The organism is Corynebacterium lactis RW2-5, from assembly GCF_001274895.1.
In the GTDB taxonomy this organism is placed as follows: Bacteria; Actinomycetota; Actinomycetes; order Mycobacteriales; family Mycobacteriaceae; genus Corynebacterium; species Corynebacterium lactis.
On record NZ_CP006841.1, the window covers coordinates 490,180 to 516,522 of the forward strand.

Below are 26,343 nucleotides of genomic sequence, written 5' to 3' on the forward strand. Positions count from 1 at the left end.
GGGTGAGCTGCACGGGCCTGGCTGAGGCGGGGTAGAGTTTGGACTCGTGATTAAATTCCGTCGCCGCCGTCAGATTGTCCCCGCCCGCACCCCAGGCGAACTCGATGCCATGCAGGCCGCCGGAGAGATTGTCGGCCGCGCACTGCTGGCCTGCCGGGATGCCGCAAAGCCAGGCGTGACCACCACAGACCTCAACGACATCGCGCATCAGGTCATCCTCGATGCCGGCGCCACCCCTTCCTTCCTCGGGTATGAGGGGTTCCCAGCCTCCGTATGTGCCTCGGTCAACGAGGTCATCGTGCACGGCATTCCCTCCAAGGACACCGTGCTTGCCGACGGCGACCTGGTTTCCATCGACTGCGGTGCAATCCTCGACGGCTGGCACGGTGACTCCGCGTTGACGTTCGGAGTGGGCAAGCTCGCGGAGGATGTCGAGAAGCTGAACATCGCCACTTCGGAGGTGCTCGAAGCTGGAATTGCAGCTATGGTTCCGGGCGCGCGTCTGACTGATATTTCCCACGCCCTGGAGATGGCGACTCGGGACGCGGAGCTGCGCCACGATATCGAGTTGGGCATCGTCGACGGCTACGGTGGACACGGAATCGGTCGCGAGATGCACATGGATCCCTTCCTCGCCAATGAGGGCAAGCCGGGTCATGGGCCGCGCATCGTGGAGGGCTCGGTGCTGGCGATTGAGCCGATGCTGATTCTCGGCGGGGAGTGGGGCAGCGACGAGCTGGACGACGGGTGGACCGTCGTCAGTGCGGATCGCATGCCGGCGTCGCACTGGGAGCATACCGTCGCCGCTACTGAGTCGGGGCCGCGAATCCTGACCCCGCGCTACGAGTAGTCGGTTACTAGAGCATCACCTCTGAGCGCACTTGTCGATTGTGAACTGATCGAGCGTGTCGCCTGGTTCCGTGACGCCGTTTGAAGTTTTCTGATTCTCGCCGCGGTGAGTGATAACGGACTCGTAGTGCATCGTGCAGCCTTCGACTCGAATTTTCTGGAATGTTGCAGTTTCCTGCGCCCAGACCTCCCGGTGAGCGCCGCCGCGACGCCAGAAATCAATCGACTCGTCTGTCGGGAAGAACTTGGACCCGGAGGTTGCGACGACGTACTGAGGTCCGGAAGTTTGCTCCGTGCCGTCTTTCGCCCCGCGGCCGTAGGTGTGATCGTGGCCGGTGAGGACCAGGTCGACGCCGTACTTTTCGATAATCTCGCCGAACGCCTCCCGATAGGCGTCCGTGTAGTTTCGCTCGGTCCCGTTGTAAATAGGCTGGTGGACGACAACTACCGACCACCTGTTGGGGTTGCTCTCCAGCTGCTGCTCGAGGAACTTCGCTTGTCGGTCAAGGAAGACGCCATTTCCCGTCAGGGTAATGAATCTGACTCCCTGGTAGTCGAAGCTGTAGGTCGTCTCGTCCAACGGGGCTGGGCCGTTGCTGGGGAGGGTGAAGGCATTCTTGAACTTTGAGGCCGTGAGATCGAACACGAGCTCGTGATTGCCCAGCGCACCGACGGTTTGTATGCGCGCGTTCGCGCCCTGCTGCGCTTGCCAGAAGTCGCTCCACTCCTTCTCCGAGCCCGTATCGACCATGTCGCCCCCGTGCACGATAAGCGAGGCGTCTGGCGCAGCCGCAAGTCCGGCTTCCGCGGTGGTACGCCACTGCTTATCAAGGCCGTTTTGCGCGTCGCCAAAATAGAGGAACTCAAACGGCTTATCGCTTGCCGACGCTGTTGTAAACGTTTCCCACTGACTTGCAGCGCCCCGCTGGCCGACAATGCGGTAGCGGTAGGAAGTCTCCGGGCGCAGGTCCTTCAACTGCGCGGAATACGTCGACAGGCCAATACCAATCGAGGTTCGCCGCGCCGGTATGGAGGAAGTAACTGCGCCATCCTCACCGAACTCAATCGCGGCAGTGGGGGAGGCTCCATGCAACCGGAACGAGACCCCTACCTGCCGCGCACCGTCCTGCCCGGGCGAGATGACGACCCGGTCCGCGCTGGTGGCTTCAGGGGCGGCGGAAAGGGCGTCGGAAAGCGGGGCTGCGGAGGCTGGCGGCAGCGCGGTCGAGGCGGTGGCGGCGGCGACAAAGAGAGCGGCGATGCGGAGTCTTGGCGAGAACTTCTGGGGTGGCACGGAAAACGACTTTCTGTGGCTGGATGATTGCGGGCGAAAGAATGGTATCGCGGCCCGGATGTTTTAGCAGGCGGAATTTTGCAAAATCGCAGGTCGGGTGTAGAGTTAGACGCTGGTGTGAGCGCAGTGTGCCTTCTCCAGGCTGTAAACTGAGACGTTTGCTGGCCGTAGGGGTAAGTCACTGCGTCCAAAAACACCAGGTAGATAGATGATTTCCCAACTGGTGCCGACAAGGTCGGATATCCGCCAGAGAGACGTGGAGGACATGGCTAAGAAGGAAGGCGCAATTGAGGTCGAGGGTCGCGTAGTCGAGCCTTTGCCGAACGCGATGTTCCGAGTTGAGCTGGACAACGGGCACAAGGTGCTCGCCCACATCAGTGGCAAGATGCGCCAGCACTACATCCGTATTCTCCCGGAAGATCGAGTCGTCGTGGAGCTCTCTCCGTACGACCTCGAGCGTGGGCGAATCGTCTACCGTTACAAGTAAGCCGTACGCACTTTTTAAAGTCGTACAGGGTTACTCCCAAGACAGATAACTCCACCGTCCTAGCTGTGCTCAGTCACGGCGAGACTACCTCCGGCAACGGTGGCTGGAGCCTCTCCATTTAAAAGCCCGCGCGGCTCGGCATCCGACCGAGTCGGCGAGGGGCAGGAGGGGATGGCAGTGGAGTAAACCACCGCATCAACCGGAAGGAAATTGCCTTATGGCACGCCTTGCTGGAGTTGACCTGCCTCGCAACAAGCGTATGGAGGTCGCTCTTACCTACATTTTCGGCATCGGCCCCGCCCGTGCCGCTGAGCTGCTGGAGAAGACCGGCATCTCTCCGGATTTGCGCACCGACAACCTGACCGATGAGCAGGTTGCTGCGCTGCGTGACGTGATTGAAGCTACCTGGAAGGTCGAGGGTGACCTTCGCCGCCAGATTCAGGCTGACATCCGCCGCAAGATTGAAATCGGTTCCTACCAGGGACTGCGCCACCGTCGTGGCCTGCCGGTCCGTGGTCAGCGCACCAAGACCAACGCTCGTACGCGTAAGGGTCCGAAGAAGACGATCGCCGGAAAGAAGAAGTAAAACATGGCAGCTCCGAAGTCCGCACGCGGCCGTCGTACCGGCCGTCGCGTTGTAAAGAAGAACGTGGCCCAGGGCCACGCATACATCAAGTCCACCTTCAACAACACCATCGTGTCCATCACGGACCCGAAGGGCGCTGTTATCTCGTGGGCCTCCTCTGGTCACGTCGGGTTCAAGGGCTCCCGTAAGTCCACCCCGTTCGCTGCTCAGATGGCTGCCGAGAACGCCGCTCGCAAGGCCATGGATCACGGCATGAAGAAGGTTGACGTTTTCGTTAAGGGCCCGGGTTCGGGCCGCGAGACCGCCATCCGTTCCCTCCAGGCCGCCGGCCTCGAGGTGTCCTCGATCTCGGATGTGACCCCGCAGCCGCACAACGGTTGCCGTCCGCCGAAGCGTCGTCGCGTCTAGGAATAGGGTAAGGAGTAAACACTAATGGCCCGTTATACCGGTCCCGCAACCCGTAAGTCCCGTCGTCTCCGCGTCGACCTCGTCGGTGGAGACATGAACTTCGAGCGTCGCCCCTACCCTCCGGGGCAGGCTGGCCGCGCTCGCATCAAGGAGTCGGAGTACCTGCTCCAGCTCCAGGAGAAGCAGAAGGCACGTTTCACCTACGGCGTGATGGAGAAGCAGTTCCGTCGCTACTACGCCGAGGCACACCGTCGCCCGGGCAAGACTGGCGATAACCTCGTCGTCCTGCTGGAGTCGCGTCTCGACAACGTTGTCTACCGCGCTGGTCTGGCTCGCACCCGCCGCCAGGCTCGTCAGCTGGTTTCCCACGGCCACTTCACCGTTAACGGTAAGAAGATCAACGTGCCGTCCTTCCAGGTAAGCCAGTACGACATCATCGACGTGCGCCCGAAGTCGCAGAAGATGATCTGGTTCGAAGAGGCACAGGAGAACCTGGTCGACGCCGTCGTCCCGGCATGGCTCCAGGTTGTTCCTGAGTCCCTGCGTATCCTCGTCCACCAGAACCCGGAACGCGCTCAGATCGACATTCCGATTCAGGAACAGCTGATCGTCGAGTTCTACTCGAAGTAATCACTTACGCGAAGTATTTACTTCACCTGCATCCATTCATTCCCTATGGCGTCATATAGCGGTCGCCACCTGGAGGATTTTCGAAAATGCTCATTTCCCAGCGCCCAACGCTGACCGAGGACTACATTGATTCCTCCCGCTCCCGATTCGTCATCGAGCCGCTGGAGCCGGGTTTCGGTTACACCCTCGGTAACTCCCTGCGTCGTACTCTGCTGTCGTCCATCCCGGGCGCAGCCGTGACCAGCATCCGCATTGACGGCGTGCTGCACGAGTTCACCACCATCCCGGGTGTGAAGGAAGACGTCTCCGACATCATCCTGAACATCAAGGGCCTGGTGCTATCCAGCGAGTTCGACGAGCCGGCAACCGTCTACCTGCGCCGCGAGGGCTCCGGTGCGGTTACCGCTGCTGACATTGAGTGCCCGGCTGGCGTGGAGGTCCACAACCCGGATCACCACATCGCCACCCTCAATGAGACCGGTCGCCTGGAAATCGAGATGACTGTCGAGCGTGGCCGCGGCTACGTTCCGGCAACCCCGAACTCCGGTGGCGAAATTGGCCGCATCCCGATGGACCAGATCTACTCGCCGGTTCTGAAGGTCAGCTACAAGGTCGAGGCGACTCGTGTTGAGCAGCGCACCGACTTCGACAAGCTGATCATCGACGTCGAGACCAAGAACTCCATTACCGCCCGCGACGCGATGGCGTCGGCAGGCAAGACCCTCGTTGAGCTCTTCGGCCTTGCCCGTGAGCTGAACGAGACCGCTGAGGGCATCGAAATCGGCCCGAGCCCGCGCGAGGCTGAGGACGTGGCGGCGTACCAGACCCCGATCGAGGATTTGGACTTCTCCATGCGCTCCTACAACTGCCTCAAGCGTGAGGAGATCCACACCGTCGGTGAGCTCGCAGCTCGTACCGAGTCGGACCTGCTGGATATCCGTAACTTCGGCGATAAGTCCATCAACGAGGTCAAGGAAAAGCTCACTGAGCTCGGCCTGTCCCTGAAGGACTCCCCGAACAACTTCGACCCAGCCGCAGTCTCCGACCTGGATGTCGAGACCGATGGCGACGACGCTGAATGGACTGAGGACGCAGGTGCAGGCTACGACGAGTAGTCCTTATCCCACGCGACTTCATTAAAACGAGGAGAAACCTATGCCTACCCCTAAGCAGGGTGCCCGTCTCGGCGGCTCCGCTTCGCACCAGAAGAAGATTCTGGCGAACCTCGCGAAGCAGCTGATTGAGCACGGCAAGATTAAGACCACCGACACCAAGGCCAAGCTGCTGCGCCCGTACGTAGAGAAGCTGATCACCAAGGCTAAGAGCGGCTCCCTCGCGGACCGCCGCAACGCCGCGAAGCTGCTCAACGACAACTACGCAGTCAAGAAGCTGTTCGACGAGATCGGTCCGCAGTTCGCTGACCGCGAGGGCGGCTACACCCGCATCATCAAGCTGGGTAACCGCAAGGGCGACAACGCCCCGATTTCGCTGATCGCCCTGGTTGAGGAAGAGACCGCAACCGCTGAGGCTACCCGCGCTACTCGCGCTGCTGCCTCCAAGAAGGCCGATGAGGCGCAGCTCGAAGAGCAGGAGCTCGAAGAGGCTGACGACGAGGGCATGGTCGACCAGACCGCCGACAAGGACGACGAGAAGTAAGTTTTTCTTGTTCGAGTCCTCGACTCGTCTATAATTTCCAAGGCAATCCCCGCCACTGCGCTGGTCACAGCGCGGAGGCGGGGATTGCCGCTTTTAGCCGAATATTTCGGTCCACCTTAACCGCTACAATCTTTAAACCGTGACTACTTTAGGACAAGGCGACGATGATGGGCGCGCACAAACAGTGCGGCTGCGCCTGGACATCGCCTATGACGGCACGGATTTCCACGGTTGGGCGTCCCAGCGGGACACCCCCGAAGGTGTTCCGGTACGAACTGTGCAAACGACTGTAGAGCAGACCCTGGCAAAGGTTCTTCGCGTGCCCGTGAACCTCACGGTCGCCGGCCGAACCGATGCCGGAGTGCATGCCTCCGGCCAGGTCGCCCACGTCGATGTCCCCTCAGCGAGTCTCTATACGCGGTCGATTGGCGGCGACCCCTCACGCCTGGTGCGTAGGGTCGCGCGGCTACTTCCGTCGGATGTGACGCTGCGCGCCGCAAGTTTCGCCCCGGACGGATTCGACGCCCGCTTCTCCGCGCTGCGGCGCCACTACGTCTACCGTGTCACGACCGCTCCCAGCGGCGCTCTGCCAACTAGGGCTCGGGACACCTCGGAGTGGAATCGTCCGGTTGATCTGGAGAAGATGCGCCGCGCCGCGGAGGCGCTGATAGGTCTCAACGACTTTGCGGCCTTCTGCCGCTTCAAGCCGCACGCGACGACAATCCGGGACCTGCAGCGGTTCGAGTGGGTGGACGTGTCGTCGGAAAGCGAACCGGAGTTATATGAGGCGCGGGTGAGCGCGGATGCTTTCTGCTGGTCAATGGTCCGGTCGCTGGTGGGGGCGTGCCTGAGCGTTGGGGAGGGGCGTAGACCGGAGACCTTCACACGTGATTTGCTGAAGGAGACTAAGCGCTCTTCGCTCGTGCCGGTGGCGGAAGCCCGGGGGCTGTCTCTGGTCGGGGTCGACTACCCGACGGACGCGGAGCTTGCCTCCAGGGCAGAGAGCACTCGCGGGCTGCGGCGCAACCCCTCCGCCGAATGCAGGGAATGTTCCTCCGAGGGCTAGCGCTCGAGGCATGCGAATGAATGTTTTCCTACGATAACTGAGGAGTTTACGAAACTTGGTTTGGCCGATTATAGCCCTGGTGCTGTTACTGATCATCCCGGGAGCCACAGTGGCGTTTGCTGCCGGGGTTCGCTCTGCGTGGGCCCTAGCTATCGGCCCCGCAGTGACCTTTTCCATCCTCGGCGTGGCAGCTTGGCTCTACGGCGCCATCGACGTTCGCTACGGCCTCGGGAGCGCAGCGCTAGCCTGGGCCGTCGGCATTGTCGCCGCGCTGTTGTGGCGGAAGCTAGTTTTCGCTCCTACCCAGCCGGCGAAGGGGCCAGCCGGGGCACGGGACGTGATTATCCACGCGCTGCCGGCCGCCATTGGTGTCGTAGTGACCGCCGTCGTGCTGGCGACTACGGCTCTGACCAGGATTGCGGCGTCGGCGCAGGGGATGGAGTCCATCCAGCAATCCTGGGATACGCTCTGGCACGCGTCGGTTATCAAGTCGATTGTCGAAAATGGCATGGCTTCGCCGACACGGATGGGTGAAATCCAAAACGTCGAGACCCATGCCGAATCCTTCTACCCGGCCGCGTGGCACGCTCTCGGAGGGGTGTTCGCAGAGATTTCTGGGGTCACCGTCACGGCGGACATGAACTACCTCGGGGTGATTCTGCCGGCAATTCTGATTCCGCTGGCCGCAGCCACTCTCGCGTGGAGAATTGCCGACCGCTACAGTATCGAGTCCTCCTACGCCGCGGGCATCGCTGCGGTGGTCTCCGGCACGCTTCCCGTCCTGATGCCGATTGTCATCTTCGTCGGCGCTTGGCCCTACCAGGTGGCGATTGCTCTCGCCGTAATCGTTTTTTCCTTCGTCACATCGGTGCCGAATTCGCCGGCCCGAATTCTGATCGCGTTCCTGGCATTTCTAGGAGCGGCGATGGTGCACCCCTCGGCAGTGCCGACGGTTTTGTTCCTGGGCGGATTCTGGTGGCTTTTCCACCGTGTGTGGTCACCCGTGCGCCCGGGACTGGGGCCTGTGAAGGCGAGGCTTGCCGACGTCTGCCTGATTCTCGCCGTACTCCTTCCTGCTCTGGCTCTTTTGATTCCCCAGTGGGCGAGCGGCAGCGGGCAGAAGGACGACATCGTCGAGGTCAGCGCCGAGGTGGATGTGAGCCGCTTCGCCTCCTGGTACCGGGCCTTCACAATGCTTACCCGTCACTCGGAGGAGTACCGCCCGTTCTGGCTGATAATCCTATTGGGCTGCGCGGGCATCGCCCTGGTGACGCTGTCTCCCGGCGCACGGCGCCGTGCCTGGGTTCTGCCGGCGTGGCTGATGTCGGCAGTATTCGTCACGCACGCAATTCGTCACTTCGCCGGGCCTGTTGGCTTCGTGCTGGCCAAGTACACTGACCTGCATTACTCGACGCCGCACCGACTCGTCATGGTTAGTGCGTTTGTCGTCTCCGCGACCGCAGGCGTGGCTGTTGCCAGGGCGTGCATCTGGATGGGCTCACTCCTGAAGTCGGCGGCTGCCGCCGCAACGGCAGTGGCAGTGTGTGCGGGCGGGCTGACCACATACGGCGTGGTGTACAACTCACAGGCCGCGGAGTTTGCGTACAGTTCTCCCCGTCAGTGGGAGCTGATCGGGCAAGCGGACCTGAATGCGTTTGACTGGTTGGCAAAGCAGCCGGAGGCGCATGCCCATCGCACGTTCACCAGTCCGTCCCAGGGCTCGGGATGGATGTATGCCCGTAACGGACTTCCTGTGGTTTTCCCGCATTTTGATTGGCCGATTGCCAACAAGTACTCGGACACTGCAATGTTGTACTGGCACGCGGATTTCCTGGGGGCGGGCGAGCCGTGGGATAAGAAGGCCAAAAACGATGTGGACCGGGCGGCGGAGGCTCTGGATGTCGCGTTCATTTATGCGTCCCCTCCCGATATCTGGAAAGACAAGCCAACACCGCGACAGATGGGTGAGCGGCTTCCCGTTACTCCGGGCCTCGCCGAGGTCTATAGGGATAGGGAAGTAACCATCCATGCGGTCAGAGCTGTGGTGCCTGAACAGCGAATTGCCGAGATGAGAGCCACTTCGCCGGAGCCAGTATTCATTCCTTAATCTGTCTTAAGTATTAGCTATTGAGTTCGGCGTCGGGTAGGTTGGTGGACTATGCGGACGAAAAAGATGTTGATGACCGGGGCCGTGGCCACTGCAATCTCCCTTTCCATGGTGGGGTGCAGCGGCATTACTGAGAGCGATTCGGACAAGGTCGCCTCCACGTCGCAACTGCAAACGCAGTCCCCGTCGGAAACCACTACGTCTAAGAAGCCTTCGCCGACGCAGTCGTCTGAAACGGAAGCAAAGCCGCAGGCGCTGTCCCGCGATACCGGAATTGTGGACGTCCCGGAGGCTGACTACACGCCGGCGGATGGCCCGAACGCCCGCATCTTCCAGTTGCAGGACGGGGCTACCAAGTGCTTCCTCAATAATCTGGGCGGCGACGCGTACCTCGCGTGCCAGACTCCGATTGCCAACCCACCAATGGTCGATGACGGAGCGGGAAATCAGGTTCCGGCTAATGCCGTGTCTTGGAATCCGGGTGGTGTCACTTACGAGGTGTTGACTTTCCCGCAGGCCTCGGAGATTCACACTCTCGCTACGAACCAGCGACTGAACGCTTTTGGCTTCACCTGCACCGCGCTCGGGCCCTCATCCGTGGAATGCTCCGGAGGGCCGGGCACTGCTCGTATTGACTCCGGGGTTGTCACTGGCGCTCAGATGCCCAAGCCTCCCGTGACAGGAGGTCAGCAGCCCGGCCCCGGCCAGGCGCCCGCACCGGCTCCGGCGCCTGAGCCCGGCCAGGGACTGCCGAAGTTGCAGGATTTGATTCCGGGAATTCCGGGGTAGCGGAAGAGGCGGGCCACTCAATCGGCTGCAGCGGCTTGATTGTGGTTATAGACCGCGCCGTGTGCAGCAGCCAAACGTAGTCCTGAAATTCCAGGTAGGGGACGAAGCCTGTGGCGGTGCATGCCTGCGGGCTGTCCTGAAGCCTTATGACGCGGGCTTGGAGAGCATCGACGTCGTCGCAACCAACGTCCAGAACGAGGCAATCAATTGTGGGATCCCCTTGGCTGGGGACCAGCACCGCGCCGGCGGCCAGCGTCGCAGCGAAGTAGGGCTGTCGTAAAGTCCGGATTCCTACTCTGTAGCCCGCCTGTAGCGCCGCGAGAATCACACTTTCGATCCCTTTCTGGGCGGCAGCTCCGGAAATGAGCACGTGCAGGAGGGGAACCTCTCCCAACCTCATCGTCACGGGGCGCCCGGTTTCTCCGATACCGAGGACTATCGACGCCGGCGGTGGTAGCTCGATACTGCGGGCCTTGGTAAACCACAAATGCGGGGTGCGCGCTAGCATTGGAGCCCCTCCTGACCTGCGCAGCTCCACTGTTGCAGGCGACGTGGGGAGGTTCTCGAGCCGCCTCGCCCTAGTCCCGAGCAGCATTAGACGGTGCGCGAGGAACTCAGCGGTTGCCGCCACTGCGGCATCCGCCCGGTCAGTGCCGCTACGTTCCTCTGCTCCGGCGGGGTGGTCAATCATCGCAACGAGTTCAACCCAGTCCTGTCGGTCAGCGCTGATGCCGCGGGATATCGGTTCCTCGAGGGACCCGAGCCCTCCTGGAGCAACCCGGTGAATTTTCAGGGTGGAGACCGAGTGTGGGGAGTCCTCGACGAGGCCGACGATGTCAGGGGATTCCAACTGCTTCGATAACCCCGGCGTAACGCGAAAGCCCAGTTCGATGCCAACGTGGGGCCGTCGGAAAGCGTCGCGGAGGCTACGGCCGCGGAAAGAGATATGGGCCACGGCGGTTCCGACGACACTGACACCGATGAGTGAAGCCGCGATGCTCATAGAAAAATCCCCCCGATTTTCCCCTTTGATTTGTGCTCTGGTCGCAGATTACCCGTGGAGGGCTTAATCTGCAGTGCGAAGAGTATTTGTGGGGGAAAATTCTTGGGGGAAAGTATGCCTCGTACGCCAACAACGCCTGCGCAGGTCAGCGGGCATAGGTTTCTATTTCGAAGGATTGAGCACGCGCTAGTTCGCGCTGATGCGAGAATGCTGCACGATCCGCTGCGCACTCGCGGCCGGGCGCTGGTTGTGGGAGGGGCACTGGTCGCGATTATGGCGGCAGGTACCGCAGTACTCACTCTGGTTCGTCCGGGGGCTGCGGCTGTGGCGGAGGCGGACCTACTTGTGGTGGAAGGCTCGCAGGCGATGTACGTCAGGGTGGATAAGCGCCTGCATCCAGTGGCGAATCTTGCCTCCGCCAGGCTAATTCTAGGGCAGCCAGCCGTGCCACAGCGGGTTCGCGAGGACGCCTTGGGCCGGGCGGAGATTGGCTTTCCCCTGGGTATTCCTGGCGCACCAAGGGTGCCAGCAGAGACTTTAACGCTCGATGCCGAGTCAGGTGTAGCCGTGGAGATGTGTGAGTACACTTCCTCTGAGCTGGCTGCAGCCCCGTCGATACGTAAGACCGTGACCAGGCTCGCAGATGCGGAGCAGGAGAGCGCGCGTGAAAACTCGTTGACTTTCCTCGCTCACGACGGGGTCCATACCTGGTTGATTCACCGTGGGAATCGAGCGCGCATCGACCCTGCTGATCCGGCGGTGTCCCGGGCACTTGGTATCGATGGGGCTCCGGTACGTCCTGTCGGGCAAGCAATGCTCCGCTCCATTCCGGAGGCTTCGCCCGTCGAAATTCCCGCCATCCCCAATCGCGGGCACTCGACGGGCTTCGCCGTCCCTTTCGACACCGTGGGCAATATTGTGCAGGTGCGCGACCGGCGCGTGGTAGTGCTTGCCGACGGCGCGGCCACCCTCACCAGCGTCCTCGGGGAACTGCTTGGAGCAGTAGGAAGTGTAGAGGAGGCCACGGAGGAACAGTTAGCGACCATCCCGGTAGCGCCAGCGCTGAAGGTCAAAGGCCTTCCCGACGAACGGCCTGTTTTCTCCAGCGCAATCGGCTGGATGTGCTCGAGCAGGCACTACACGGGGCAGGCTGATGTCGGCAGGAGTCCGGGTGAGACGGTGGCGGAGCCCCGCGTGGCATGGAGCTCGGAGCAGCCTTCAGGCCGGGAGATTGCCTATCCTCACGCGGACGGGCAGGGGCCTGCAGTGGACGGTTTCATCGATGGCCGGGCAGAAAAGGCTCACGCACTTCCTGTCCGTACCGCAGGGACGATGCATCTGATTTCTCCGGAGGGCACCCGCTACAAGGTTCAGAATCGCACAGCGCTGAGCGAGCTGGGATTCGGTTACGCTGTGGCCATTGACTGGCCGATGCTTGCGCCGTTTAGGCTCGGCGCCGAGTTAACCAGGCAGGATTCACTTCGGCCCATCGGTTTGAGGGGAACTCCTCCTACTGCTAGCGCGCAGGAGTAGCCAGAGACACATTCCGCTGGCTAACAGTAGGAGAAGCCCCGCCGTGCGAGATCCGGGTTCGGAATCGGCTGACGGAGACGCGGATGGCACGGGCGAGACTTCTCTGGAGGACTGCGCGGTCAGATCCGCAGCGTCCCAGGACAGCGCCGCCGCCGGATTGAGCACGCCGTGTCCGATTTCAAGCGTTGAGTCGATAGGCGTTGCCGAGGAGATAATCTTCTCGCGGACGGCAAAGGCAGAAAGCCACGGTTCGCGAGAAATGATTAGGGCGGCTGTGCCGGAGACTGCGGGAGCCGCGAAGCTGGTTCCTGCGATAGGTCGCACAGTCCCCGGGCCGGATGCGGATTCGGTGACGTGAAGGTCGGCTAGTGCTTCCGCGTCGTTCGGGTCGGGACCGAGGACGGGTCCGCCCGGCGCGGAGATGTCTATCCACTGCCCGGTCAGAGAGTATGCCGTCGGGGCGAACTGTCCATCCTCACTCGTCTGCACCGCGCCGACGGCCACGACCTGAGACAGTACCGCTGGCCAGGCGATGGCTCCTTCCTGACACGTGTCGCTGTTGTTTCCCGCCGCTGCGATGACTACTGCGCCCTCGCGCTCTGCCCTCTCGACGGCGCTGACCACCTCATTCACCCCGGGTGGTAGGTGCTCAGGGGAGGAGCATGAGGTCAGAGAAATATTGATGACTCGGGAGCCCCGGTCGAGTGCGATGTTGATGGCCTCTGCGAGGGAATATAGATCGCCGTGGCCGTCAGCGGTCTGCTTGATGGAGAGCAAGCGCGCGCCGGGCGCGACTCCTGCGAAAAGATCCTTCCCGGCGGTGCCCGCGATTATGCCTGCCACGAAGGTTCCGTGCGCATCACAGTCGACGAGGGCGCCGCCCCCGTCGGTAAGGTCTGCCCCGTCGATTACTTCACCTAGGCGCGAATGGGCGGATATTCCCGTGTCGATGACCGCAACGGTGACTCCGCTGCCCATGGACAAGGACCAGGCGCTGCGGAAATTCAGCATTTTTTCGAATTCAGTGGCGGAGTACACCACATCTTCGTTAGAGAGTCCGGTCGCTTGGCAGTGCTGCTGGGGTTGAGCATGGGCCAGCTCCGGAAGTGCGGACATTCCGCTTAAAAGAGCTAGGAAAATTCCTGAGGTGCACCGCCACCTTCGGGCTTGGCGTATGCGTCCGGGAAGCGAGTTCAGCCATTTGTTGCGGGAGGAGATCATTGAAATGCCCCGCTAATTAGCTCGGGGATGCCGATGAGGACTGCTACCAGGGGAAGCACGATTGCGATGGCGATTGCCTCGACAAACTCCGCGATGCGGCGCGTAACTGGGGATATTTGGTCGGAGGGAATCGCGACCAACAAGGTGGCGGCAAGCAGCGGTACTGCAATTGCGGTCGATACGTGCCAATTGCCAGTGCCGAATTGGTGGGCTGCGATAGCGAGCAGCACGGATACGGCTGACAAGGCCGCCGCGGCCGCGGGAAGGATACGCGCGTGGCCTCGCGAGTGCACCGCGGCGAAAACGGCGACGGTTGCGCCCAGAGTCAATTGCCAGAGCGGCGCACCATGAGGGGCGGCAAACAGGACGAAGATGGTCGATACGGCCATGGCAGGTGCGAGTACCAGGGTGAAACCATCGAGATACCAACCGGCTCTTATCGGAGCGTCGGCCTTTGTCTCGACGGTGGAGGGCTCGTCAAATGGCTCCCCGGCAGCCGGGATGCGTGGCACTCGGATGCCCGCCAGCGAAATCGCTGCCGTGGGGCTGAGCAGGAGGGCTACGGTGGCTACAGCGACGACCGCAGCGGCAGCCCGGGACGGAGATCCCAGCAGCGTCAGGGCCAGGGGATAGCATCCGAGTGTGAGTCCAGCCACGATAGATCCGGACCCGAAGGTTGCGAATACCCGAGCGTATCCGGGGAAAACAGCATGGTCCGGGCGAAGTAGGAAGAAGGCTATCCCGGCAGCCAGAAGGGTCCCCGCAGCAGCGGCGGAGGGCTCCCAGGTGTCGAACATCGCAAATGGGTCGATGCCAGGCAAAGCGATGGCGCAGGTTATGGACACGGTTATCGCCTGGCAAACGAGAGCCGAGACTGTAGCTGGGGCCGCGGAGCGGGTAATCGCCACTCGAACCCCTGCGAACAGAGCCACTGCGGTTATGAAGCAGATTGCTGCCGCGAGCACGAAGTCAGTCCGACTCAGTGTCAGCATCGCAGCGGAAAGAGCTCCCGTCGCCGCTAGCGCAGTGGTCCGGCCGACAAAGCCATCGACGATACCGATGCCCGAGCTGTTTTCGGCAAGTGCGTCCGCGGCGTCGTAAAGCCTTGGAGCGGGAGTCGGGCCGGGGTCGTTGGAGAGAACCAGCAGGTCCCCGTGCGAAACGGAGGTTTCGGCGAGGGTACTGCCAGCGGGAAGGGCCTCGCCGGTCGCCGTGGAGGTGCGCAGCTGCCACTGGGCCAGCGGATAGTCGGCAATATCGATGCCGAAGATGCGGATTATATCCGGAATCAGCGCTGCGGTCGGGACCGTCGTCGGCAGAGCGACATCAGCCCTAAGCCGCGTGATTTCCGATGGCGCTTGCGTTGCGTCAATGCGCACCCTGACAATTTCCCCCTGCATGTTGATTTCCCCCAAATGATGATTTCGCGCGGAGGTGCCTGACCCCGCGCATGCGTTTGTATTAAAAACTTTTACCCCATTGCGCGGATTCCGCTACTCGAATGGAGGTGGCTTCCCCTGCGCCGGTCCGGGCCGTGGTCTATTCTGAAGCCACTTCTCGTCGGGGATAGCGCTGATGAGCGCGGACGCAGAGGTAGGGGACAGATAATTTGTTGTGAACCCGGGGGGGGGGGATTTTTCAACGTGAGTACTGGTTTACGCGAGGAAATTAGGGTGGGGGAGCGCCGGGTAGTCGGGCCGCAGCCTATGTCGGGGACTATTGCGCCGGACGCGCCGCCGGAGGCGCCTGAGCCGCAGAGTGTTCCTCTAATGCGGGTTTTGATGCCGATTGTGATGGTTATCGCGGTGGTCGGCATGGTGGCTTTGATGTTCGTCTCAGGGATGGGGCGAAACCCGATGTCCTTTCTCTTTCCGCTGATGATGGTGGTGTCGACGGTGGGAATGATGGCCACGGGAGCGGGCGGTGCGGGAGGAAAGGATATCTCCGGGCCCCGCCGGGATTACCAGCGTCACCTCTCCAGCGTGAGGAGGGCCGTGGCGAAGGCCGCCGATCGGCAGCGGGAGGCCGCGGAGTTTATTCACCCCGACCCGCAGGCATTGTGGCAGATTCCTCGGGTGGGCAGGGCTTTTGAGCGCTCGGCGCAGGATTCGGACTTCATGGTGGTGCGGCTGGGGCGCGGAACACAACAGCCGGCGACCCCGGTGGCGCCTCCTGCGATTCCGGCTCCGGAGAAGCTCGATCCCGTCTCGGCGGTGGCCCTGCGCGAGGTCATCAGGGACGCCCTCCGTGTAGAGAGAGTGCCACTGGCAATCGACATGAAGGCCTTCCCGCTAATCGCGCTTGCCGACGGTGCCCAGGACCTCGGGCGCGCACTGATTGGACAGGTGGCGGCGCTGCATCATCCGAAGGAGTGCGCGATTGTCGCGGTCGACGAGCTCGCCTCTACGAGGTCGGAGCCGCAACTGAGGTGGGATTGGCTGAAGTGGTTGCCTCATCACTGGCATCATTCGCAGTGGGTAGCGGGGCTACACGGTGACGAGGCTGGGGCGGCTCGGCTGCGTTTTGGCAGCTGCTCGGAGCTGTCCGCCGCGGTTGGGCAACTGCGCGCGGCACAGCGGATGCCCGCGGTATTGGTCGTTGTGCTTATCGCCCCTACTGATGGTCTCGATACCGAAAGCCTCTCCGAGATCGTAGAGACCGCGGGGACTGATAATTCAGTGGTAATCCTTAGCATCGGCGGTGCTGACAGCCAATCGCTGTGGGACGCTGCGATTGACTACGGGCTTGCGCTCAGCGTCGATGGGGGAAAGGTGATCGCCGAGACTGAGTCGGGGAGTCAGACAGTTGCCGAAGCTGATGCACTTTCGGAGGCTGAGGCGGAGGTCCTAGCCCGGGGCCTCGCGGCAGTTTCGTGGGAAGTCGATCAGGAGGAGCGGAAAAGCAGCCAAGGCGATCCCGTCTTGTCGGAGCTGGGGTTGGTGCCGCCTCGTGAAACGGTCCGCTACCGGGAGCGTCTTGGAACTGCGCGCCTTCGTATCCCGGTAGGGGCGAAGGATGATGGTTCCCCCGTCTACCTGGACTTTAAAGAAAGCGCAGAGGGTGGGATGGGGCCGCACGGCCTGTGTATTGGTGCAACAGGTAGCGGCAAATCCGAGTTTCTTCGGAGCGTTGTCGTCGGGCTAGCTGCGACTCACAGCCCGCAGCAGCTGAACTTCGTGTTGGTCGACTTCAAAGGCGGGGCGACCTTCCTAGGGCTGGACGGTTTGCCTCATGTCTCCGCGGTTATCACCAACCTCGAAGACGAGTTGTCCCTGGTCAACAGGATGGAGGACGCGCTGCGCGGGGAAATGACAAGGCGCCAGGAACTATTGCGAGCGTCGGGAAACTACTCGAGTGTCGCGGAGTACGAGCAGGCGCGGCGTTCCGGCACGAATAGCAACCCGCCGCTGCCTGCGCTACTGATCGTGGTAGACGAGTTCTCAGAATTGCTCAGCGCACGCCCGGAGTTCGCCGAGCTCTTTGTCGCCATTGGGCGGCTGGGGCGTAGTCTGCACATGCATTTGTTGCTGGCCAGCCAGCGCCTGGAAGAGGGGCGACTGAGAGGGCTGGAAAGCCACCTTTCCTACCGTGTGGCTCTCAAGACCTTCTCAGCAGCGGAGTCTCGGAGTGTTCTGGGAGCCCCGGATGCTTTTGATTTGCCGGCAATTCCTGGAATCGGGTTTATCAAGTCATCGTCTTCGGAGCCGGTGCGTTTTCGCTCCGCGTATGTTTCGGGGCCTGTGCCAGAACTCACCGGGGAACGGGGAGAGCCCGCGGTGGCCTCGGCAGCAGCCGTGGTTGCAGAGTTTTCCGCTCTGGCGAAGCCGAACCTGGTGAGTCGGATGCAGGAGAAGCAGCAGACACCTACGGATGAGGAAACTTCCGTCGGTACACAGGGCAAGACGATTCTCGAGTCCTTTGTCTCGTCGGTGGAGCACATACCGATTAGAGCGCACCGTGTGTGGTTGCCGCCCCTTCCTGCGAAGGTTCCGCTAGACCTGTCGGATCCGGAAGGAGTCGAGCCGTGTTCAGCAATGACTGCGGCGATTGGTCTCGTCGATAAGCCCCTTCATCAGCGCCAGGACACCCTGTCTGTGGATTTGCGAGGGACCGGCGGGCACGTGGCGATTGTCGGGGCTCCGCAGTCGGGAAAGACCAACGCGGTGCGGACGCTCACGCTGGCATTGGCGAGGCAAACGGCGCCCGAGAAATTGCACTTCTACGTCATCGATTTCGGTGCGGGTGGTCTGAGCGACCTCGCGAGTTTGCCGCACGTGAGTTCCCTCGCGCACAGGGCCGACGAGGAGTTGATTCGTCGAATTGTGGGGTCTTTGCGGCGCGAGATTGTCAGTCGGGAGCGTCGTTTTCGGGAAAACAACTGGCTCACCCCAGAGGCCGCCCGCGCTGCGGGAAATCCCGATGCCGTGCTGATCATCGACGGATGGTCGGCGTTTCGGGCGGAGCACCTGGCGTTGTCCGACGACGTCTCGGCACTAATCTCCGACGGACTTTCACTCGGAATTCACGTCGTTTTGACGGCGCATAGATGGTCCGAGCTAAGGCCGTCGATACGTGATCTCATGGGAACACGGATTGAGTTACGGCAGGCGGAGGCCATCGATTCCGTTATTGACCGGAAAGCTGCGGAGCTGGTTCCAACGAGTCCGGGTCGAGGAGTTGCCGTGGGAGGGCTGGCGATGCTTATCGCTTATTCCGACGCCCGGGACACCGCGCTGGTGGCGGAGTACTCAGCGCAAGAACATGGGCGTTCAGCCGCGCCCGAGCTGCGGCTTCTGCCTCGCCTGGTCGAGGTCGATGCCCTGCCGATGCCGACGGGGCGGCGCGCGGGCGCGGTGCCAATCGGCCTGGAGGAAGCGGGCCTGGGCACCGTGGTATTTCACCCGGAAAAGGATCGTCACCTGCTCATATTTGGGGCCGCCGGTTCTGGTCGGACATCGGCACTTATGACGGTTATGCAGCAATTGCAGCGCGCCCATTCAGAATCGAAGTTTGTTGTCGTCGACTATCGACGCGGCCTGATGGAGGCAGTTGCCCCGGAGAGAATGGCCGGATACGCAGGCTCGAGCGCAGTGGCCGCGCCGTTGCTGGAGGAACTGGCGGAGAGGCTGCGGCAGCGCCTCCCCAGTCCCGAAATCACCCCGGCGCAGTTGAAGGCGCGCAATTGGTGGTCGGGCCCTGCCATCACGCTAGTGGTCGACGATTATGACCTGGTCGTAGGCTCTCGGGCGAACCCGCTGGCGCCACTGGCGGATATCATCCCGCACGCAGCGGACATTGGTTTGAATATCGTGTTTGCGCGACGGATCAGCGGGGCCCTTCGTTCACTTCACGACCCAGTAATGGGGGCCGTGAAGGACCAGGGCGCTACGGTCTTCGTGATGTCGGGGACCAGGGAAGATGGGCCAATCATGGGAATTGTGCCCACCGAACAACCTCCGGGCCGAGGGCACTGGATCGCGCATGGCAGGCCCTTCGAGATCGTTCAGTTCGCCACGGTCGCAAGGCAGGAGGAGAGCTAGCCGTGGACAGCTTGGATACCCTTCGGGAGGGAACATGGCACCTGTGGGGCATGGCCGCGGTCGGGCTGAATCATCAATTCACGCCGACGCCGGACGCGAGGCGAAGCCTGCTGCAGTCGATACATACCGTGGTAATCCCCAGCTATTGGGCGTTGCCGCGGCAGCGAAAACTCGCCCAAAAACTGATTGACCAGGGGATCAACCCGGTGATTGTGAAGCTTGCCGATGCCGTCTCAGAGCTCGAGCCTCCCAGCGTCGCGCACAGCATAATCGTCGAGGTGGAGAAGGAACGGGTCTGCGTTACTCGGACGACGGGGCCACGGCGGGTGAGCAGGCTGATTCACACCGTCGGCGGTGGAGAAGGCGCAGCGCTGGTGGAAACCGTTATTGCGGTGGCTTATCAGCTGACCGCATCCCCGGATGACCCGTCTGGGGTGCCCGACCCAGTCGAGGTAAACGGAGGCCGGGGAGTCACGGAGTACCCGAAGAAGTGGGTTGACTCAGTGGAGTTCATCGTCGCCGAGACCCCACCGGGTTATCCCGTTCTCAGGCGTCAGCCTCTCGTCGACCGATTGCGTTCCCGGGGATTTCTGTCTTTCGTTGTCCCCTGCGAGAGCCTCGCGGATTCTCCTATGCCGACGCCTACACCCCGCCCCGCTGAGCCGACGCCGGACTTTGGTGGCGTTCCCTCTGGCTCTGAGGAGCCCAGCCAGAAAGCCCAGGTCGCGGTAGCGATTGGTGTCCTCGCAGTGAGCGTAGTGGTTCTAGCGGGCCTAATCTGGGCAATTCCGCACATGGGCGCGCGCGACGCAGAGGGGAGTTTCCCGCCCGCGCCGTCGGAAAGCAGATCGGTCCACGCCCAGCCCTCAGTGGCCTCGCCACCGCCACCCAAACCCCAAGATCCTGCGCCCATCGACGTGGACATCGAGTTTGCGGGCGTGGCGCTGTCTCTGCCCGGAGGGTGGCAGCGCGATGACACCAGCCCCCGCGACCGCCTCATCGCCGTTAACGGCGGGGATATGCGCGTGGTCGCTCAGTCCTATCCGCTTTCCGACGGCGCGTCCCTGGAGCATATCGTTGCGGGGCTGACCAGTCATTCAGAGGTGGACGCGACGATGAGCATTCCCGTCCGCTCTCAGCTGTACGGAATCGACATGGTGACGCTGCAAGAGAGACCACCTTCAGGCCAGTCGGTGGTGCTGTGGCATCACAAAATTATTGACGGGGTTCAGGTCAGCGTCGGCTGTCAATTCCGTGGCTCCGACATTCCTCGGCAGCGTCCCGCCTGCGAAAAGGCCGTGCAATCCGCAATTCCGGCGCTCTAGAGCCAAGGGATTCCTCGACGGAGGCAGGGGGGGGGATGGGTGGGGTGAGCGAAAAAAAGATGGAACCGAAACAGTGATTTTCGCGCCAACAAGTATGACGGTCCTTTTACCGTCTGATTCGATACCAGGTCACTGCCGGATACTAGGGGGAATTTAAAGTGACAAACATTTTTGCAACTGAGTCATCGCAGATGAGGACTACGGCGGGTGATGTCGATGGCGTCAACGCCGAGGTCCAAGGAGAGCTTTCCCGAATCAGGGGCGTTGTTGATGGGCTCGCGGGGGATTGGCGTGGTCAGGCCAAGGCAGCATTCGACGATTTGATGCTCCGCTGGGATGACGCTGCGATGAGGCTCTCTTCGGCGCTGACCGATATCGCAGAAAACATCCGGGCTAATTCCACCAGCTTCGATGAGGGCGAACAGGAAGGTACGCAGGCGTTCAACCGCGTTGGCGCAGCCGGATCGTCGCTACTGAATCTGTAATCAAAAATCTACTGAGAGACTGGAGCAAAAAAATGGATACTATTCACTACGGTTTTGGCGGCATTAACAGTGCGGCCGAGGACATCCGGTCCACTTCGGCTTCGATTGCTGAGCTGTTGGGAGACCTGAAGTCGCGAATCCAGCCGATGGTGGCGACGTGGGAAGGCGATTCCGCAGATTCCTACCAGGCCGCGCAGCGTGAGTGGGATACGGCGGCTGAAGAACTCAACCAGATTCTGAACACCATCGCGGGGGCCGTCAGCGAGGGCAGCGATCGCATGGCCGATATCAACCGTCGTGCGGCGGCCAGCTGGGGCTAGGTGCGCGGTGCATTAAAGAAGATTTTGGTTCTCGCTCCTGGTCACGGTAAAGTAGCCATTCTGTGCGCGCGCGCCATACGTTGCCTCGGGTCTCCACCGGCCGCCGGGGAGTGACAACGGTGCGCACAGTGGCTGGCAGAATCTACACGGACCCTAAAAGGAGTCATGTTGTCTACTTTCCACCCGAAGGACGGTGACATCGAGCGCAAGTGGTACGTCATCGACGCTACCGATGTTGTTCTCGGCCGTCTGGCTACTCATGCCGCAGATCTGCTGCGCGGTAAGGGCAAGGCTTACTTCGCCCCCAACGTCGACTGCGGTGACCACGTCATCATCATCAACGCCGACAAGGTGCACGTCTCCTCTAACAAGCGGGAACGTGAGATGCGCTACCGCCACTCGGGCTTCCCGGGCGGTCTGAAGTCGATGACCCTGGGTCGTTCCCTCGAGGTTCACCCGGAGCGCGTTATCGCTGAGGCTATTGAGGGCATGATGCCGCACAACAAGCTTTCGCGTGCGTCCATCAAAAAGCTGCACGTCTTCGCCGGTTCTGAGCACCCGTACGCCGGTCAGCAGCCTGAAAACTACGAGATCAAGGCGGTGGCACAGTGACCAACCCACAGGACGTTAACGAGAACCAGAACGTAGAGTCCACCGAGGCTTCCTACGACGACGTTCAGGCTGCAGCTGCTGCCGCCACCGAGGAGTTCACCTCCTCCATCGGCGATGCTGTTGCAACCGAGTCCGTCGAGGCTGAGGCAGCTCCGGCTGCTCCGCTGACCCTGGATCGCCCGATTCAGACCGTTGGTCGCCGTAAGCGCGCTGTCGCCCGCGTCGTACTGACCGCCGGCTCCGGCAAGATTGTCTGCAACGGCCGCGAGATCGAGGATTATTTCCCGAACAAGCTGCACCAGCAGGAGATCAAGGACCCGCTGGTTCTGGTTGAGCGCGAGGCTCAGTTCGACATCAAGGCCAACATCCACGGTGGTGGCCCGTCCGGTCAGGCAGGTGCTCTGCGCCTGGCTATCGCTCGTGCACTCAACGAGTTCAACCCGGAGGAGCGCGGCGTTCTGAAGAAGGCTGGATTCCTCACCCGCGATGCTCGTGCCGTCGAGCGCAAGAAGGCTGGTCTGCACAAGGCCCGTCGTGCACCGCAGTACTCGAAGCGTTAAGTTTCAGCTGCAGTACTTTGCACCCTCACCTGCGGATATTTTTCGCAAGGTGGGGGTGTTTTCTATTTCGTGGGCGTCTACGCCTGTCGTGGACCACTTTCGCCCCTCGGGTCATTAATGTTTTCCACATTGTAGAGGAGCCATGTGGGAATGCTCCGCCAAGTTGAGGACAAGAGAGGATGCGCGTGATTTCCAAGCACCCCTTCCGGATTCGCCGGGTACCCGGTATTGACGGGCTACGTGGTTTGGCGGTCCTCGCCGTGGTCCTTTACCACTTCTTCGGAGACATCATGCCCGGCGGATACGTTGGTGTGGACCTCTTCTTTGTCTTGTCCGGATTCCTTATTACCTCTCTGCTGATTCGCGAGCGCGCGGTCACGGGTCGTATTGACCTGAAAGATTTCTGGCTGCGCCGACTTCGTCGAATCGCCCCGGCGGCGATCTTTGTACTAGTTGTCTCAATCGCCGCCGCGGGAATCATTGGGGGAGACCCGGCAGTGGGCCTTACGACGCAGTTCTTCGGGACCTTGTTTTTCGTAAACAACTGGACCCAGATTGCAGGATCCGAGTCTTACTTCGCCGACTCTGGTGTGCAACTTTTGGCGCACTACTGGTCTCTGGCGGTGGAGGAACAGTTTTACGTGTTCTGGCCGCTGGTGTTCGTAGCGCTGCTGGCGATAGGGATTAAGCTCCGGCGCCTCGGCTATTGGGCGGCAGCCGGTGCGGTAGCTTCCTTCTTTGCAATGGCTCTACAGTATGATCCTGCCGCTGACCCGACCCGCGTCTACTACGGAACAGACACCCACGCGTTCGGGCTTTTGATTGGTGCAACGCTGGCACTGCTTTTGACCTCCACGTCGCCGAAATCGACGGCTGACTCGTGGCCGCGGATAGAGCCGCTGCTGCGGGACTACTTTGGCAGCTCTGCTCAGGCTTTCGTCGCCTCTAGTTTGCCTCTAATTGCGATGGGCACGGTCCTTTTCACGATGCCTGATACTGCAGCGTTTACCTACAACGGCGGACTGGTTATTGCCTCATTGTTGGGCGCGTGCCTTCTTTACCTAGTGATTCGTGGCGCAAACCCCGTCCACACGATTTTTAACTGGTCTCCGATGCGTTGGCTCGGAAAGGTGTCGTTTTCTCTCTACTTGTGGCATTGGCCGATGATTGTCCTCATCCGAGAGGTGCTTGAGCGCAATGGGTGGACCCAGTACCAGGATGTCGCCGCGCTAGTTGGTCTGGCAACTGCGCTGGGTCTGTCCGCATGGTCGTTCCGCTATGTCGAAACTCCGATTCGTCGCAATGGCTACCGCGCGTGGTTCGAGTCAGTAAAGCCAAAGAAGAGCCCTGCAATCGCGTGGAGGGATTACCTACTTCCAGCTGCTGGGGTGGCAGTCGTCGCACTGGCTGTTTTCGCGATGTTTACAGGTCCGTCAATGACTCGGCTGGAGCAGCAGCTCGAGCTTGCCGCCCAGCAGCGTGCAGCGGCGAAGAAGGCTGAGGAGGCGGAACTGGCAAAGCGCTTTATGCCGAGAGGCGATCAGATAACTGCCATCGGCGACTCGGTGATGCTGGCCTCTCAGCAGGCGCTCGATGAGGAGCTCCCAGGTATTTACATTGATGCCGCGGTCTCCCGTGGATACCCGGCGGCCCCGGCAATTATCGAGCAGATGAAAGCCGCGGATACCCTCGATCCGTTTGTCGTCCTGGGGTTGGGGATTAACCAGTCGGCGGCAGCTTCGGATGACAAGCTCCTAGACGAGATTTTGGATTCGCTCGGCAAGGACCGCATTATTGTCTTGATCAACCCCTATGGGGATCGCGCGTGGATGCCGCAGTCAGAAAAGGAAGTAATTGACGCCGCGAAGAAGAGGGACAACGTGTATGTCGCGGATTGGTGTCACGGTGTGCGCGACGACACTTCGGTTCTGCGCGGCGATTTAATTCACCCGACACCCGACGGTGCGAAGATCTACGCCGGCGCGGTGAAGGAAGCGTTCCGCCAGTATGCGGAAAACGACAAGAAGATTCCGGGCAAGTGCGGTGTTTAGGTAACTTACGGCGCTTCGCAAATAAATAAGGTTCATCTAAGTATTGCACTTTGCGATTTCACGGTAAGGTGCTTTTCGTGGCAAAAAATCAGCGTAAGCAGGGGCGTCGGGCGCCGAAAATCGCCGTCGGCGTTATCGTGGGCGTCTTCGTCCTCTTTGGCGTTTTTTTCGCCGTCGATTACGTCCTTAACAAGGGCCATGTCCCCCGTGGCTCGACGGTAGCGGGCGTGGACATCAGTACGCTGAGTTCGAATCAGGCGGAGGCGAAGCTGGAGCAATCGCTGGGCGATATCGCAACGAGGAAGATTGATCTTCGTGCCGGGCAGCGCTTGGCCGTGGTCGACCCTGCATCCGCGGGGTTGAGCATCAACTGGGAGGAGACGGTTGCCCAGGCCGGGAAGCAGACGGCAAACCCAATCACTTGGGTGCGTAGTTTCTTTAGCAAGCATGAGCTGGATATCGTCAGCGACGTCGATCAGGGCAAGTTCAATGCCGAGGTTGACCGTCTTGCGGGAGAACTCAGCGTCGCCCCAGTGGACGGCGCGGTGTCGCTCAAGGATGGCCGTGTGGAGGAGTCCCGCCCCGTGATTGGCCAGTCCGTCGATAAGCAGGAGCTGGGGGAGGAACTGTCCAGCGAGTGGCTGAAGCCCGGCGGCATCGACATCACCCCGTCGGTGGCGGCCCCGGCGATTGGTGAGGAGCAGGTAAGGCAGATTGCGGACGGTGAGGCGAAGACCGCGGTATCCTCGCCGATTACGGCCAAGGGCCGCGATGGCATCAACGGCATCATCCCGGTTGAGCGCATGGGGGAAGTTGTAACTTTCGTGCGCGATGGCGAGAAGCTGCGTGCCGACGTCAACACGGACCGGGCTCGCGAGATTCTCAGTGAGGGACTTAGCGCCTCGGAGGTTGAGGTGCGCAATGCGCAGGTTAGCTTCGCGGGCGGGGACAAGGCAGTGAGCCCGTCGGTGGATGGCGTGGAGATCAATTGGGAGGACACGCTTAAGGACTTCGCCCCGCGCGTCACAGGTGAGGAAGGGCGAGAGTTCGATGCCGTCTATAAGGACGTGCCGGCAACCTTCACCACTCAGCAGGCGGAGGCCGCGCGCTTCGACGATGTCGTGGGCGAGTTCACTACGGGTGGCTTCACCGCCGAGTCTGGAACGAACATTGCCCTGACTGCGCAGATGGTCAATGGTGCCTTCGTCGCGCCGGGCGAGACCTTCAGCTTGAATGGCTACACGGGTCCCCGCGGCACTGCTCAGGGGTTCGTCGAGTCGGGCATTATTCTCAACGGTCACGCGGACAAGGCCGTCGGTGGCGGCATCAGCCAGTTTGCGACGACTCTCTACAACGCCGCGTACTTCGCGGGGATGGAGGACGTGGCCCACACCGCGCACAGCTACTACATCTCCCGTTACCCGGCGGGCCGTGAAGCCACGGTCTTCGAGGGTGCAATCGACCTGCAGTTTAAGAACACCTCGGCGAACCCGGTCATCATTGAGTCCTTCGTCGACGGTGGCCAGGTCACTGTCCGGCTCAAGGGAGTCAAGACTGTGGATGTTGAGTCCGTTAACGGCGGCCGCTGGAACTACACGTCGCCGCAGCCGATGAACCTCTCGGGGCCGACGTGCTCGCCGTCATCGGGCGCGCAGGGCTTTACGACGTCGGATACGCGGATTATCCGCGACCTCGCTGGAAACGAGATTTCGCGCCAGACCCAGACCACCGTGTACGACCCGCAGCCGATTGTGCGTTGCAGCTAATCTCGATTGAGAGCGAAACCGGCTAGAGTGAAGCGGTAATTGAAAAGACCTTTAA

The 26,343-nt window shown here is 61.4% G+C and carries 22 protein-coding genes; 18 read left to right on the forward strand and 4 right to left on the reverse strand.

Going from position 1 to position 26,343, the window contains the following annotated elements; all coding sequences use genetic code 11:
• Positions 1 to 49: 49 nt before the first annotated feature.
• Positions 50 to 850, forward strand: coding sequence for a type I methionyl aminopeptidase (gene map, locus CLAC_RS02060; RefSeq protein ID WP_053413202.1), 801 nt, complete (start codon positions 50 to 52; stop codon positions 848 to 850).
• A gap of 15 nt (positions 851 to 865) precedes the next feature.
• Here the strand turns inward: map and CLAC_RS02065 are convergent, their stop codons facing one another.
• Positions 866 to 2,143, reverse strand: coding sequence for a purple acid phosphatase family protein (locus tag CLAC_RS02065; RefSeq protein ID WP_053411485.1), 1,278 nt, complete (start codon positions 2,141 to 2,143; stop codon positions 866 to 868).
• A gap of 265 nt (positions 2,144 to 2,408) precedes the next feature.
• Here CLAC_RS02065 and infA point away from each other — a divergent pair, with 265 nt between their 5' ends.
• The 8 genes from infA (at position 2,409) to CLAC_RS02105 (ending at position 9,083) form a co-directional block, all read left to right on the forward strand.
• The gene (gene infA, locus CLAC_RS02070) at positions 2,409 to 2,630 is read left to right on the forward strand and encodes a translation initiation factor IF-1 (RefSeq protein ID WP_016422077.1); all 222 of its coding nucleotides are present in this window, start codon (positions 2,409 to 2,411) and stop codon (positions 2,628 to 2,630) included.
• Positions 2,631 to 2,847: 217 nt separating this feature from the next.
• A complete protein-coding gene (rpsM, locus tag CLAC_RS02075; protein WP_053411486.1) occupies positions 2,848 to 3,216 on the forward strand; it encodes a 30S ribosomal protein S13 in 369 nt (122 codons plus the stop codon).
• 3 nt (positions 3,217 to 3,219) lie between these two features.
• On the forward strand, positions 3,220 to 3,624 hold the full coding sequence (gene rpsK, locus CLAC_RS02080; RefSeq protein ID WP_005509761.1) for a 30S ribosomal protein S11: 405 nt from the start codon (positions 3,220 to 3,222) through the stop codon (positions 3,622 to 3,624).
• A gap of 24 nt (positions 3,625 to 3,648) precedes the next feature.
• Positions 3,649 to 4,254, forward strand: a complete 606-nt coding sequence (gene rpsD, locus CLAC_RS02085) for a 30S ribosomal protein S4 (protein WP_053411487.1) — start codon at positions 3,649 to 3,651, stop codon at positions 4,252 to 4,254.
• An 86-nt stretch (positions 4,255 to 4,340) separates the two neighbouring features.
• Positions 4,341 to 5,369 (forward strand): DNA-directed RNA polymerase subunit alpha, encoded by a 1,029-nt coding sequence (locus tag CLAC_RS02090; protein ID WP_053411488.1) that lies wholly within the window; start codon positions 4,341 to 4,343, stop codon positions 5,367 to 5,369.
• 40 nt (positions 5,370 to 5,409) lie between these two features.
• Complete coding sequence (gene rplQ, locus CLAC_RS02095) at positions 5,410 to 5,910, forward strand: 50S ribosomal protein L17 (protein ID WP_053411489.1); 501 nt, start codon at positions 5,410 to 5,412, stop codon at positions 5,908 to 5,910.
• Between the two features lie 139 nt (positions 5,911 to 6,049).
• Positions 6,050 to 6,976 carry a tRNA pseudouridine(38-40) synthase TruA gene (truA, locus tag CLAC_RS02100; protein ID WP_053411490.1) on the forward strand — a complete coding sequence of 309 codons (927 nt, stop codon included), beginning with the start codon at positions 6,050 to 6,052 and terminating at the stop codon, positions 6,974 to 6,976.
• A 55-nt stretch (positions 6,977 to 7,031) separates the two neighbouring features.
• The gene (locus CLAC_RS02105; protein ID WP_053411491.1) at positions 7,032 to 9,083 is read left to right on the forward strand and encodes a DUF6541 family protein; all 2,052 of its coding nucleotides are present in this window, start codon (positions 7,032 to 7,034) and stop codon (positions 9,081 to 9,083) included.
• Between the two features lie 646 nt (positions 9,084 to 9,729).
• Here the strand turns inward: CLAC_RS02105 and CLAC_RS12570 are convergent.
• Positions 9,730 to 10,875, reverse strand: coding sequence for a hypothetical protein (locus tag CLAC_RS12570; RefSeq protein ID WP_156324743.1), 1,146 nt, complete (start codon positions 10,873 to 10,875; stop codon positions 9,730 to 9,732).
• Between the two features lie 114 nt (positions 10,876 to 10,989).
• Here CLAC_RS12570 and eccB point away from each other — a divergent pair, with 114 nt between their 5' ends.
• Positions 10,990 to 12,408 carry a type VII secretion protein EccB gene (gene eccB, locus CLAC_RS02120; protein WP_053411494.1) on the forward strand — a complete coding sequence of 473 codons (1,419 nt, stop codon included), beginning with the start codon at positions 10,990 to 10,992 and terminating at the stop codon, positions 12,406 to 12,408.
• On the opposite strand, the gene CLAC_RS02125 is transcribed toward eccB, so the two are convergent.
• Together CLAC_RS02125 and eccD are read right to left on the reverse strand one after the other, a co-directional pair.
• Positions 12,352 to 13,419 carry a S8 family serine peptidase gene (locus tag CLAC_RS02125; protein WP_211255366.1) on the reverse strand — a complete coding sequence of 356 codons (1,068 nt, stop codon included), beginning with the start codon at positions 13,417 to 13,419 and terminating at the stop codon, positions 12,352 to 12,354. The two genes, eccB and CLAC_RS02125, sit on opposite strands and share 57 nt — an antisense overlap.
• Before the next feature lie 206 nt (positions 13,420 to 13,625).
• Entirely contained in the window at positions 13,626 to 15,029 is a 1,404-nt protein-coding gene (gene eccD / locus CLAC_RS02130; protein WP_053411496.1) for a type VII secretion integral membrane protein EccD, read from the reverse strand.
• A 243-nt stretch (positions 15,030 to 15,272) separates the two neighbouring features.
• Here eccD and eccCa point away from each other — a divergent pair, with 243 nt between their 5' ends.
• The 8 genes from eccCa to CLAC_RS02170 all read left to right on the forward strand — a co-directional run bounded on the left by eccCa (position 15,273) and on the right by CLAC_RS02170 (position 26,288).
• On the forward strand, positions 15,273 to 19,169 hold the full coding sequence (eccCa, locus tag CLAC_RS02135; protein WP_156324744.1) for a type VII secretion protein EccCa: 3,897 nt from the start codon (positions 15,273 to 15,275) through the stop codon (positions 19,167 to 19,169).
• A 2-nt stretch (positions 19,170 to 19,171) separates the two neighbouring features.
• Positions 19,172 to 20,494: a type VII secretion-associated protein gene (locus CLAC_RS02140; protein ID WP_053411498.1), complete on the forward strand. Its 1,323-nt coding sequence runs from the start codon at positions 19,172 to 19,174 to the stop codon at positions 20,492 to 20,494.
• Between the two features lie 158 nt (positions 20,495 to 20,652).
• Positions 20,653 to 20,979 (forward strand): WXG100 family type VII secretion target, encoded by a 327-nt coding sequence (locus CLAC_RS02145; RefSeq protein ID WP_053411499.1) that lies wholly within the window; start codon positions 20,653 to 20,655, stop codon positions 20,977 to 20,979.
• A 32-nt stretch (positions 20,980 to 21,011) separates the two neighbouring features.
• Positions 21,012 to 21,299: a WXG100 family type VII secretion target gene (locus CLAC_RS02150; RefSeq protein WP_053411500.1), complete on the forward strand. Its 288-nt coding sequence runs from the start codon at positions 21,012 to 21,014 to the stop codon at positions 21,297 to 21,299.
• 168 nt (positions 21,300 to 21,467) lie between these two features.
• Positions 21,468 to 21,911, forward strand: a complete 444-nt coding sequence (gene rplM, locus CLAC_RS02155) for a 50S ribosomal protein L13 (protein ID WP_053413203.1) — start codon at positions 21,468 to 21,470, stop codon at positions 21,909 to 21,911.
• The gene (gene rpsI, locus CLAC_RS02160) at positions 21,908 to 22,471 is read left to right on the forward strand and encodes a 30S ribosomal protein S9 (protein WP_082313029.1); all 564 of its coding nucleotides are present in this window, start codon (positions 21,908 to 21,910) and stop codon (positions 22,469 to 22,471) included. The genes rplM and rpsI overlap by 4 nt, the downstream gene beginning before the upstream one ends.
• Before the next feature lie 185 nt (positions 22,472 to 22,656).
• Positions 22,657 to 24,522, forward strand: a complete 1,866-nt coding sequence (locus CLAC_RS02165) for an acyltransferase family protein (protein ID WP_425388800.1) — start codon at positions 22,657 to 22,659, stop codon at positions 24,520 to 24,522.
• 77 nt (positions 24,523 to 24,599) lie between these two features.
• Entirely contained in the window at positions 24,600 to 26,288 is a 1,689-nt protein-coding gene (locus CLAC_RS02170; protein WP_053411502.1) for a VanW family protein, read from the forward strand.
• Positions 26,289 to 26,343: the final 55 nt, after the last annotated feature.

What these genes read in the sequence shown, in the direction of transcription:
- eccB (WP_053411494.1), top strand. Translation starts at nt 10,990, where the DNA reads ATGCCTCGTACGCCAACAACGCCTGCGCAGGTCAGCGGGCATAGGTTT.
- rplQ (WP_053411489.1), top strand. Translation starts at nt 5,410, where the DNA reads ATGCCTACCCCTAAGCAGGGTGCCCGTCTCGGCGGCTCCGCTTCGCAC.
- CLAC_RS02125 (WP_211255366.1), bottom strand. Translation starts at nt 13,419, where the DNA reads ATGCTGAATTTCCGCAGCGCCTGGTCCTTGTCCATGGGCAGCGGAGTC.
- CLAC_RS12570 (WP_156324743.1), bottom strand. Translation starts at nt 10,875, where the DNA reads ATGAGCATCGCGGCTTCACTCATCGGTGTCAGTGTCGTCGGAACCGCC.
- CLAC_RS02150 (WP_053411500.1), top strand. Translation starts at nt 21,012, where the DNA reads ATGGATACTATTCACTACGGTTTTGGCGGCATTAACAGTGCGGCCGAG.
- CLAC_RS02090 (WP_053411488.1), top strand. Translation starts at nt 4,341, where the DNA reads ATGCTCATTTCCCAGCGCCCAACGCTGACCGAGGACTACATTGATTCC.
- rpsD (WP_053411487.1), top strand. Translation starts at nt 3,649, where the DNA reads ATGGCCCGTTATACCGGTCCCGCAACCCGTAAGTCCCGTCGTCTCCGC.
- rpsM (WP_053411486.1), top strand. Translation starts at nt 2,848, where the DNA reads ATGGCACGCCTTGCTGGAGTTGACCTGCCTCGCAACAAGCGTATGGAG.
- rpsK (WP_005509761.1), top strand. Translation starts at nt 3,220, where the DNA reads ATGGCAGCTCCGAAGTCCGCACGCGGCCGTCGTACCGGCCGTCGCGTT.
- eccD (WP_053411496.1), bottom strand. Translation starts at nt 15,029, where the DNA reads ATGCAGGGGGAAATTGTCAGGGTGCGCATTGACGCAACGCAAGCGCCA.
- infA (WP_016422077.1), top strand. Translation starts at nt 2,409, where the DNA reads ATGGCTAAGAAGGAAGGCGCAATTGAGGTCGAGGGTCGCGTAGTCGAG.